We start from the raw sequence: 10716 nt of genomic DNA on the forward strand, positions 1-10716 counted from the left end.
TTTATTTTATGTTAGAGATCTTTGGGTGGGGGTGGTAGGTCGAGATCTGGTGCTTCCATGTCTAGGCTTCTGCCAAGTATAGAGTTAATCTTCTTGAGTCCTTCTTCGCGGGCGGCGGCACGCTGGCTGGGGGTGAGTTTATCAAACTTGGCTTTGTTGGAATCGTGCTCAGCTTGGCATCGGGGACACCAGGGGAATTGGACTGGGTGGGTGTAGACCCCTTTCTGGGTGCGTGAGGTGATGAGATTGTAGCATTGAGAGCTGCCGGTTGGCGGAAAGATGATCATGAAATCTCTCTCGTCCTTGTTCATTGAAGTGGATTTAAAAAGGTCATTTCTTAGGAAGCCTTTCTTTTGCTGCGTGGGAACTTTGTGGATGCGGCAGCTTTCCGTATTCGGTGCGGTGTCCGCACAGCTGGTGAAGGCGAGAGCTGCAATCAGCATGCCGAGGGAGCGGGCGTGTTTGAGGATGGTTTTCATCGGATGGAATCTATTCTATGGTGTAAGGCTTCTTTGCTTTTGGCAGTGCGGGGTTTCTTAGGCGGATGAAGTGGCTGATGCCGTAGTTGAATTGGCGGATTTTGCCGTCCCACTCGCGGTTTACGCCGCTGCTCTGCAGGTCTTCGTAGGCGGTGAGGGTGTGCTGGCTGCCCAGCTTGAAGTCGACGTCCGCGCAGCGGTATTCCAGCACCACGGGTTGCTCCAGTTTCTTGCCGTTGACCTCCAGGATCTTCACGTAGCAGCTGGCTTTGACCATGTTCTGCGCGTAGTAGGTGTTCGGCTTTTCCACGAAGACGACTTTGACCTCGATCACTTGGCCGAATTGCTGGCTGACGGCAGGGGAAATGCCTTTCTTCTCCGGTGTGGGCTCGTCGGCGTAAGCTGTCAGTATGCTGAGCGCGAGCAGGGGGGTGATAAGGATTTTCATAGGCGGGAACGTAACTGGAGTGACACGAATGCGGCCAGTCTAACCAGATGAACGATCCGGGCAATCACCTTCTTGTCGGAACTTCCGCGACCCGCGTTGGGGTAGGCCCCTGCGGGCATTACTGATGACTAATTACAGATTACTGATCCGGCCTAGACGGAGCGTTTTCCACCACGAATCCGCACGAATTTCACGAATCGGGCTAGATGGATCCTGGCTAGATGGAGCCTACGCGACCCGCGTTGGGGTCGTTTCTTTATTTTAATCCTCTTCCCGGGGTAGCGATCCTGCGGCTCGCAACCGCCGGGCTAAGGTCCGGAACCCCGTTGGGGTTCGCCCCTGCGGGGCATTACTGATTACAAATTACAGATTACTGATCCCTGCTAGATGGAACCCCAATGACCCATGACCTATGAAAAGCGCCCAGCGGGCGCTGCATCCCGTAGGGATGGGGGAATAAAGCGCGGTGGTAAGCTTGCCCCGGCAAGCGCAACCCCGGGAACTCGGACCCCCAACAAAAAACCACCCCGGAGGGGTGGGGGAAGGGAGGTGTTTTATGGGCTGGAGTACAGCTACAGGGGAGCCAGCGGTGTGTTTGAATCTATGGTTTGGGATTCTCCGCTCGGAAGGGCTGAGTTTCTATCACAACCCATCTGTTGTAAGCTGAATTGTAGAGAGTGAATTTTTCGCTCTTGAGGATCCAGTTTTCATTGTGATCGGTGACATGCATGGATAGCTCAAAAAGTACTTTTTCTCCCTGAACTAGACGGTATGTGAGTACTTGGTTCGCCAGTCCTCCTGCGGATTCTGCTAAGTAAGATTCGGGGTAATACTGCTTGATGCGGGTGGTCAGCTCGTCCTGAGTCATTCCCTTTTTCAGCGTAGCCAGTAGGAGGTTGATCTTAGGGGGGATGATGGTTTCCGCAGCCTGCGGGGTGCCGGTTTGGCCGTCGATGTTTTTCTGGAGGTCTTTGGGGAGATCGGCGGGGGTGGCGGTGCCGTGGGTGAGGGTGGAGCGGACGGCGGTTTCCAGCACCTGGCTCTGGCCGGGTGTGGGGAGGATATGGATGTAGCCGGTGCTGCCCTGCCGGGTCTTGAAATAGATCCGGATGACCTGCAGGCCGGGATCCGTCTTGCCAGTCAGCTCCGCGCGCAGGGCGGCGATGCCGGACTTCAGTTGGATGGGCTGGACTTCAGCCTGGAGCTTGAAGGGGCTCTTGGGGTGGGCCAGGTGCTTGGCCACGGCTTGCTCCAGCTGCGGGTCATCGAGCGATTTCGGCACTGTGGCCAGATTGATGTGGCCGTCCTTGCCCTGGAACCAGGGAAAGGCGTAGTTCACCGGCTCGGTCTCGCCTGCCAGGATGGTTTTCATGCCGGCCGGCGGCGTGAGTCGCACTCCCAGACTTGCGATGCTTTGTGCTTTGCCGTCGCTAAGTTCGCCCTGGGGCCGTGCCTGCAGGGTACCCAGCAGGCCCGCCATGCCGAGGATGATGGAGATAAGTTTCATGATTTTAAAACGTCCACTGGGACTAACAGTTTTCAGGGGATTGGAAATGATCAATCGCCATCGCTTGCTTTCTCGGTGGCTTTGAGGAATCTGGCATAGAAGTCGGCATGGTCTTCGAGAGACTGGATGGGGTCTTTGGGGTGGATGGGGGCGATCCATGAGCAATGCGTGTCTGCCACCCGGGCAAGCCTGAGGATCTCAGCCAAAGCTTCATTCCAGAACTCAAGGATTTGCTCGGCGGAATACTCGCATTCGATTCTGGATGAAATATCACTGAGGATGGCACTGCGGTAGTTTGGTATCTTCTCTAGCAGTTCCTTGGCAGCAGCCTCGCACACGGAGGAAGGGCTGGTGCACAGCTTGCCGCAACAGGTACGAAAGTCGAAAATCCAATCCGCTGTCTGCTTGCTCAAGCTGGGAATCAGTGAATCCAGCAGGAGCATCGCCATCGCCGAGGGGTGGAGCTCTACGTCTTCAAAGGTGATGGGTCTGTAATGGTAGTCATCCATAGGTGGTCTTCTACGAAGGGTCTATCTCCATGAGTTCCTTCTTTGTTGCCTCTAGACTAAGGAAGGCTTCGATGAGTTTTGGGTGAATTCCTTCCGGAGGGCTGCCGGGGTCGAGCATGACGAATTGGCTGATTTGGAAATCTTTATCCAGATAGACAGTGTAGACTTTGTCTGAAGTCAGGGGGTGCTGCTGTCCTGTATTCAGTAGAGTGGCCGTGCCGTGCTGTAGGTCGTACTCGATCTTGATTTCTATCTTTGGAGTCACGGATTTACCGTCCTCACTGATGACCCCGGCGCTGGATCTAGAGATCACGGTAGAGCTGCCAGTAGAGTCGCTGCTGGAAATGTCTAACCCGACAACGGAGCCTCCTATGACTACCTTGGTGCCAGCTTGGTCAGCGGCTACACAGCCTTGCATCGTAAAGAGGTCATGCTTTTCAAACCACTGGCGGTATGACCATTTAGAGACCGTGAACCCTCCGAGCTCACGGTAGGTTTCTGCTAATCCATCATGTTCAAGTGAGAAACTGTTGGTGTTAGATGCTTGGAAAACTGGCTGGGAGGCATTCCAGAGAGTGATGCCCGAGGCTGCTAGAATGAGAGCTGCCAGTGTAGAGATGATGATGGGTTTGCGCATGGGTGAGAATACTTGTGTCTGTTAGTCCGTGGCTTTGCCGCAGTCCCGTGCTTCCTCGATCTTGAGCTGCACGAGGCGGTTGAAGTAGGAGGTGTAGCTGAGGAGGGAGCAGAGCGTGACGAAGCCGATGAAGAACATCAGTTTGAGGCTATGCGGATCTTCCCTGTCCATCATGTAAATGAGGGTGAGCGCTACGAAGGCGAGCAGAGAGCTGAGCAGGGAGATGCGGTTGAGCTCCAGCTTCTTCTCCAGCTGGGCGATGGATCTGGCGCGCAGCTCCGGATCGGTAGCGATCTGCACGGCGCGTTCCACGTTTTGTTTGATCTTGAACATGATGTTAGGATCTTGGTTAGTTGGTATCACCTGTTTGGCTATGCATCTTGAATCATGCCGGAGGTTCTGAGGGTATCGATGTAGGGACCAGCATCTGAGCTGTTGGTCTGTGGTGACTCGATAAGTTCATGGGCGCGCTCCAAGTCATTGTCCCAGATGCTGTGGACGAGCTGGTTGTAGTGGCTTCCGGTGTCGGTAAACTCCTGATCATAACAATCCGGTATGGGGCTGCCAGCGAGCCCGGCGGATACGATGACCTTGAAGGCGGCGATGCTGCGGTGGATAGGTTCCGCGGGAGCCATCGACAAGGCTCTTTTAAATTCCTCCTGAGCGAGTGCATAGTCGCCTCGGACAAAGGCGCACTCGGCCAGATTGAACTGACTGCCGAAGCTGGGTTCGATGTCATGTATCTGCAGAAACACTTGCTCGGCCTCCATCACTTGCCCATTTGCCTGGTAGGCACCTCCTAACAGTTGAAGGTAGTTTAGCGAGTCTGAGGCTAAGTCCAGACCTTCCTCGAGTAGGCTGACAGCATTCCGGTAGTTTTGGGCTTCGAACTCACGCTTGGCCTCTTGGTAGAGTGTCTCCCAGGTTATGTTATTTCGCATCGGTTCTAGTCTGTGGTTAAGGTGTGTTGGCGGCTATCTATCTGGAGCGATCACGCGTGCTTTGCCGTCGGTCTGCTGGAGGAGGATCTTGCCTTGGCTGTGCTCAGTGCCGTCGAGCAGGGCGTAGGGGATCTTCAGTTCGCTGAGTACGTGCTCGATGCTGAAGAATAGCTTGGCCGGGGCCTGGGGGTCGATGCTGATCTGCACGGCTTTGATCTGCTCGGTGGAGATCCAGTCGCGCACCTGCTTCTCCAGGGCTTCTAACTGGAGATTTCCGAGCGGGATTTCCAGGCTCTTCTGGGCATCGGCAGGCAGATCCAGTTGGGAGAGGTCGTGCCACTGCCACTTGCCGCTGGGGAAATTGACGGTGGTGGCGCCATCCGCCACATAGGAATGGATCAGCTTGCTGATCTTGGCCATGTCGCCCTGGTCCGCATCCTTGTAGCCTAAGGTCGCGCTGGTGAGTTTGGAAACTTTGACGGGCTCTTCCATGGGTGTTGTGTAGACGAGGATGCGGCGCGGCGTGGGACCATCGTTGTGGGCGGTGTAGCCGCTCTTGACGGGAGGCTCTGCCGGGGTGATTTGCGAGCCTTCAAGCGATCTGTACCAGCCACCGTCTGTGCAGCTAAAGGTCAATGAGAGCTTGTGTGGTGTCTCGCTCATGGTTTGGTCGACATAGTAACCGATCGATTGGACTTCGCCGAAATTCTCGAAGCGCTTGGACTCGCCGGGCTGGAGGATGCCGTCGAAGATCACCCGCGCCTGGAGCTTCTTCAGGGATTCCCGGGCGTAAGGCGGCAGCGGGTATTGCTCGTCCAGCGAGAGGGCGGCGTTTTTCTCCGGGGTCTCAGCCTCCTGCTGGGTAGTCTGTTCTTTCTTGCTCTCCTGCAGTGCGAAGCCGACAGGGAAAGCGAGCGCGAAGAGGTAGACCACTAGCCAGGAGACGAGAGAGGAGTAGAAACGGAAAGGAGAGTAGGCGCGCGTGATGGTTTCCCCTTTATCCGTCATCTTGCCTGTGAAGAGGCTTTCCAGGATGAAGCCTGATAGAAAATAGCAGAAGAAGCCCGGGATGAGTAGATAGAACCAGGAGAATTGGTGGATCACCGCTGCGGCGATGACCACACCCACGACTGGGAAATAGAGTAGGCCGAAAGCGACTGGGTGGCAGAAAGGCACGTGGAGGGTGGAGCGGTAGCGCGGCCTGTCATCGGCTAGGTAGTCCTCATCCGTGATTTCCACTTTTGGTTCGTTGCTGAGCAAGCCACTCAGCAGGCCGATCCTGAGATCCATCTCGCCGCACTTTGGGCACTGGATGGTGATTCTGGACTGGTGGATGCCCAGCACCTCACTGTGGGCGCGGCATGTCGGGCAGCCCAGCCCCATCTTCCCGAAGGTCATCAGGAGGCACACGATCCCCCCGGCGACAAATACCAGCCCCCCCCAGAGCAGGGCCAGGTAGGCCAGCCAGATCAGCGGATGATCCGGAAAAACCCAATAGGCTACGAGAGCGGGAAACATCAGGTATCCGCTGAGACAAAGCTTATGCCAGGTGCGTGCGTTGAGCATGGGTGGAGATCTAATGTTAGGTGGTTTGGGTTGCGGCCATAGAAATGCGTGAGGGGCTGAAAGCGGAAGGAATAGAGCTTTTCTTACTCACTTCTGACCTCCTCTAAGCGATGGTAAACATTGACATAGCAGTCGTGATCGACAGTTAGAGTGTCATCGTCTAGGTCATGGATGAACAGCATTCCTCCCAGTTCATAAGCCACTGCATTGGCCCTACGCACGTTCTTGAGGTTGGGTGGCTCCTTAGCGACTTGACGGACCTCGGACCTCAAGGGGATCTCCGCAATGCCGTCATAGACAAAGGCATCAACCTTCTTCCACTTGTCCTTGGAGAGACTATAATCTTTGCCCTCGCTAACGGTAATCAGCTCTACGGTGGAATCTTCCTTGAAGGTGTATATGACGACGTTGTCCGAGGGCTTTTCTAGAAGTGGCCTCCAGATGCCGATGATACTTTTATTTCTGGGTTTTGCGGGGGATTCCGCGATTGCCGTATCCGGATCTTCTGCTGGCGGCTCTACATCCCCCAAGGTCTGGCGCTGCTTGCAGGCGAGCAGAAGGGGCAGGGACAAAAGAAGTAGAATCGCTTTCATGGCTTTGGCAAAACGGTGACGCCGTCAGGCTAGCCCGCCGCGCCTATGGGTCAATCATGGAGTTGGAGGCCGAGCACGATGGAGCGTTTCTAACCACGAATTGGACGAATCTCACGAATGGGGGCATGATGGAGCCGGGCTAGATGGAACTTTTCTAACCGCGGAATACACGGAAGGGGCAGAAAGTGGATTCATCAGAGAGCTGTGCTTTGAGCTAAGATCATTTGGGCAAGGAACGTTGTTAAGTCATGAAGCTGCGTTGGTTTGCCCTGGTTTTTTTGTGCTGTCTTTTCTTGGGTGGAGGGGCGTTCAGTTTTTGGGAGAATGAAGTGCTGTATGAGCGCACTCGGGGAGGGACTTATATGTCTGCAAATTGGGAAGCTTTTCCAAAAGGCGAGGCGGAGAGAAGAGCGATGATAGAGCTGGGGAGCGATGCGTATCACAAAAAGATGCGCAAGGTGCTCAGGGAGGAGCTGAGCCGCTATATCACGGAGCTGAGTGGCGAGGTGGCCAAAGAAGTGATCGTGAGTTACGAGGGGGATGCCTCTGGGTTTCTTTTCACCTATTCCTACAAGGCGGCTCTGAGCCAGCGTGAGGAGCGTGGTCTGGATGGCCTGCAGCAGGCCTTGTATCTGGCTGTGGTAAAGGATCAAAGTGCCCATGTTGAACGTGGGCGGGTACAAGACCTCCAAAACCCGATGGAAGACACAGATTGAGGGGCTGATGGAACCTCTGCTAGATGGAACTTCCGCGACCCGCGTTGGGGTAGGCCCCTGCGGGGCATTACTGATTGGTGATTACTGATGACTGATGCAGGTTCCCGGGGTAGCGAACCTGCGGTTCGCAACCGCCGGGCTAAGGTCCGGAACCCCGTTGGGGTTCGCCCCTGCGGGTTTATCAGGAGGCAATGGAGGGTAGGGTCCGTAGCAGGTAGGGAGTAGCGAGTAGCGGAAATTTCCTCGGGAAATTTCATCCATGCTTTATTCCTCTGACCTGTATGTGTGACTGATCTCCGGTTTATCCGGAGAGGCTACTAGCTACTTCCTACTGGCTACGGTACCGAATGAACTAAGCGGAAACTCAATCCCAATGACTTGTGACCCTTGACTGATGACAAGCGACTGCTGGGCGCTTCATCCCGTAGGGATGTTGGAACGAAGCGCGGTGGTAAGCTTGCCCCGGCAAGCGCAACCCCGGGAACCAGGTCCCAAACAAATAACCACCCCGGAGGGGTGGTGGAACAGGTTTCATCGTGCCGGGCTTCATCATGCCCCCATTCGTGAGATTCGTGCAGATTCGTGGTGGGAACGCTTCATCGTGTTGGGCTCCCCAATGACTCTTGACCAATGACTCATGACAAGCCCGCAGGGCTTCCACCCTACTCCTCCCAGCTCTGGTAGGTCTTGCTGGCGAAGTCCCACTCGCCGACGCCTTTGATGCGGGCGCCTCCACGGGTCCATACCAGGTCATTGGCCTGGCTGAGCATGAAGAGGGGGAGCTCGCCGTAGCTCTCACCGGCGGCATCGATGATGCGGATGTGGCCGGCCTTGTCCCCACCTCCACCGGGTAAGGCCGGGAGGGCGGTGGCGTAGCGGGGAGAGCTCACGATGGCGGTGTAGCGGCCGTCCGGCGAGGGCAGGCGCTTGTATTCCTGATCCATCATCAGCCAGCCACAGACCGCGGCGAGCAAGGCCAGGCAGATCCCCGCAGCGAGCCAGGCGCGTTTGTGTATCGAGTCTAACATGCTTGGTCTATTTGGTGATGGATCCGTGCACGATGATGTGGAACTTCTTGGTTTTCTGCTCCTCAAAGAGACGTCGGAGCTCATCGCCCTTCTTGTTGTCCAGGTCCACGTGGGTAGAGATTTCCTCTAGTAAATTTACTGAGTGGAATACCATCTCTTCTCTGAAGATGCTATTCTTGAGGCGAGTCTTCTGGCTGACGGGTTTGTCATTCTGCATGATGGTGTAGTTGACCTGCAGAAAGTTTTTGACCGGTGAGTAGATGGCCAGTTGGTAGCCTTTCTTCTTGTCGGTAGATTTTTCGATGAAGAAGACCAGCTCGTTCATGGCTTTCCCGTTCTCGTCAGAGACGGGGATGCGCAACATGTTTCCCATGCAAGGTAGGGACATCAGAATGAGGAAGAGGTACTTGTACATGGCTAGTGGTGTGGCTTGTCTGCAGCTTACTAACACAATCTTTAGAATAAAGAACCTAGATTGCGTTTCAGTGAAATCCCAATGACTTGTGACCATTGACTAATGATAAGCCCGCAGGGCTTTACTCATTCTATCTTGGTGCCGAAGTCTCTAGCGTCTCTTCTTTCACGGATGCGTTCATGGGCCTCGATGGCCTTGAAGGCGGCGGCGCGCCGTTCGGGATCGCTGATACCTTCTGCGATGATGCGGGAGAGGACGGGGTCTGCGTTTAGGCCGCGGGCGACGATGTAGCGGGCTTGCTCGGCGGTGGCTTCGTCCTGGATGCTATCCAGCCATTGCACGATCTCTTGCGAATCCTTTCTCTGATAGACGCTGGTGGCGAGCTCTTTGATGTAGGTCTCTGCGGCGGAGATTTTCTGCGCGTGCTCCAGCGCGGCCTGGGGATCTTTTGAGGACCAGAAACTGTAGAGCTTGGTGAGGACGATGTCTCTGGAAGGGGAGTTTTCTTCCTTATCGGCAGTCAAGGTGTGGACCTGGTCGATCACTTGTTCATAGGGAATGTTACGGCCGGCCCAGGAGAGTTGGTAAGTCAGCTGTTCTGCCTCGTAGCTGGCGAACTGTGTATCGTTTTCCCAGTCTAGCAGCTTAAAGCCTTCCATGAAATGTTTCTCTGGGTTCTCTCTCATGTGGTGCTTGTAGTAATAGAACTGAGCCTGGTTCTGATAGGTGGCGCTGTACTTCCCGAGGCTGGTCTTTAGCTTCTTAAAGTCCTCGTCCGGCAGGTTAAAGATCGCCATCTCAAGGAAGAGGTAAGAATAGCTGAAATGGCTGATCGTAGCCGGGTGCTCCATGAGCGAGGCGAGGGCCTCTGCCTTGATGTTGTCGTCATGAATGTCGGATAAAGTATCGATGAGTGGAGACCGCATCATCTCGATGATTCGCGTCATCCCCCTGCGCTCCATCTCGCTGAGCAGCTGGTCCATTTCCGGGCTGAAGAGCAGCTCGCGGCAGACTTGCTCCGCCAGCGTTTTCTTTTCTTCATGACTAGCCGAGCTTTCCTGCAGCTTATGGAAGCGGTCTATCAGTTTCAGGATCCTAGCTTCGCGTTGGGCAGCGGGGTTCTTGGCGCTTACCACTCCGCTCATCGATCTCTGGGCCTGTGAACCAGCCTTGTCGTCTGCAGGCATGTCACCGTGTTCGAGGTCGCGATTCATCAGCACGACCAGCCCCGCTGCACAGAGGGCAGAGCCAGCAATCAGCCATGGAAGACGAGGGTTCACGATACGCTTAGACTACACACGGGGTGAAAAGAGAGCCCACATTAAACACCTTCCAGCTCCCGTATGTCAAGTAGGCAGCCCAGTGGGCAGGGGGGAGGAGAAAGGATAAAGGCTGGCATGATGGAACCCAGCACGATGAAGCTTTTCTACCACGGAACACACGGAAGGGACGGAAAGCGGGACTAGATGGAGCCCGGGACGATGGAACGTTTTCCACCACGAATCTGCACGAATCTCACGAATGGGGGCTAGATGAAACCCAGCTAGGTGGAACCTACGCGACCCGCGTTGGGGTAGGCCCCTGCGGGGAATGACTGATTACCAATTACAGATTACTGATCCGACCTAGATGGAACGGCTGATGGTGGGTAGATTTTTTCTACCACGAATAACGCGAATCTCACGAATCGGGCTAGATGGAGCCTGGCTAGATGGAACCTACGCGACCCGCGTTGGGGTCGTGTTCTATTTTTAATCCCATACCCGGGGTAGCGACCCTTCGGCTCGCAACCGCCGGGCTAAGGTCCGGAACCCCGTTGGGGTAGGCCCCTTCGGGGAGTGGGAAGGATAGAGGAGAAAGGAAAAAGGTTGGTGAGA

13 protein-coding genes are annotated in these 10716 nt (G+C 55.2%); 1 reads left to right on the top strand and 12 read right to left on the bottom strand.

Annotation, left to right across the window (positions count from 1 at the left end):
• Positions 1-11: 11 nt before the first annotated feature.
• The 9 genes from BUB27_RS01570 to BUB27_RS01610 form a co-directional block, all read right to left on the bottom strand.
• Positions 12-479 carry a hypothetical protein gene (locus BUB27_RS01570; protein WP_143157783.1) on the bottom strand — a complete coding sequence of 156 codons (468 nt, stop codon included), beginning with the start codon at positions 477-479 and terminating at the stop codon, positions 12-14.
• A gap of 10 nt (positions 480-489) precedes the next feature.
• Positions 490-927, bottom strand: a complete 438-nt coding sequence (locus BUB27_RS01575; RefSeq protein ID WP_143157784.1) for a hypothetical protein — start codon at positions 925-927, stop codon at positions 490-492.
• Between the two features lie 601 nt (positions 928-1528).
• Positions 1529-2434, bottom strand: coding sequence for a hypothetical protein (locus BUB27_RS01580; protein ID WP_143157785.1), 906 nt, complete (start codon positions 2432-2434; stop codon positions 1529-1531).
• Between the two features lie 50 nt (positions 2435-2484).
• Entirely contained in the window at positions 2485-2943 is a 459-nt protein-coding gene (locus tag BUB27_RS01585; protein ID WP_143157786.1) for a hypothetical protein, read from the bottom strand.
• A gap of 10 nt (positions 2944-2953) precedes the next feature.
• Positions 2954-3580, bottom strand: a complete 627-nt coding sequence (locus BUB27_RS01590; protein ID WP_143157787.1) for a hypothetical protein — start codon at positions 3578-3580, stop codon at positions 2954-2956.
• 21 nt (positions 3581-3601) lie between these two features.
• Positions 3602-3913 carry a hypothetical protein gene (locus BUB27_RS01595; protein ID WP_143157788.1) on the bottom strand — a complete coding sequence of 104 codons (312 nt, stop codon included), beginning with the start codon at positions 3911-3913 and terminating at the stop codon, positions 3602-3604.
• Between the two features lie 38 nt (positions 3914-3951).
• Positions 3952-4521 carry a tetratricopeptide repeat protein gene (locus BUB27_RS01600; protein WP_143157789.1) on the bottom strand — a complete coding sequence of 190 codons (570 nt, stop codon included), beginning with the start codon at positions 4519-4521 and terminating at the stop codon, positions 3952-3954.
• A 33-nt stretch (positions 4522-4554) separates the two neighbouring features.
• Complete coding sequence (locus BUB27_RS01605; RefSeq protein ID WP_143157790.1) at positions 4555-6087, bottom strand: hypothetical protein; 1533 nt, start codon at positions 6085-6087, stop codon at positions 4555-4557.
• An 83-nt stretch (positions 6088-6170) separates the two neighbouring features.
• A complete protein-coding gene (locus tag BUB27_RS01610; RefSeq protein ID WP_143157791.1) occupies positions 6171-6680 on the bottom strand; it encodes a hypothetical protein in 510 nt (169 codons plus the stop codon).
• A 362-nt stretch (positions 6681-7042) separates the two neighbouring features.
• Here BUB27_RS01610 and BUB27_RS01615 point away from each other — a divergent pair, with 362 nt between their 5' ends.
• Complete coding sequence (locus tag BUB27_RS01615) at positions 7043-7396, top strand: hypothetical protein (protein WP_143157792.1); 354 nt, start codon at positions 7043-7045, stop codon at positions 7394-7396.
• A gap of 662 nt (positions 7397-8058) precedes the next feature.
• On the opposite strand, the gene BUB27_RS01620 is transcribed toward BUB27_RS01615, so the two are convergent.
• The 3 genes from BUB27_RS01620 to BUB27_RS01630 all read right to left on the bottom strand — a co-directional run bounded on the left by BUB27_RS01620 (position 8059) and on the right by BUB27_RS01630 (position 10119).
• Positions 8059-8424: a hypothetical protein gene (locus BUB27_RS01620; RefSeq protein WP_143157793.1), complete on the bottom strand. Its 366-nt coding sequence runs from the start codon at positions 8422-8424 to the stop codon at positions 8059-8061.
• A 7-nt stretch (positions 8425-8431) separates the two neighbouring features.
• A complete protein-coding gene (locus BUB27_RS01625) occupies positions 8432-8839 on the bottom strand; it encodes a hypothetical protein (RefSeq protein WP_143157794.1) in 408 nt (135 codons plus the stop codon).
• A gap of 125 nt (positions 8840-8964) precedes the next feature.
• Positions 8965-10119 (bottom strand): hypothetical protein, encoded by a 1155-nt coding sequence (locus BUB27_RS01630; protein WP_143157795.1) that lies wholly within the window; start codon positions 10117-10119, stop codon positions 8965-8967.
• Positions 10120-10716 lie beyond the last annotated feature (597 nt).

Source organism: Rubritalea squalenifaciens DSM 18772 (assembly GCF_900141815.1).
Classification (GTDB): Bacteria; Verrucomicrobiota; Verrucomicrobiia; order Verrucomicrobiales; family Akkermansiaceae; genus Rubritalea; species Rubritalea squalenifaciens.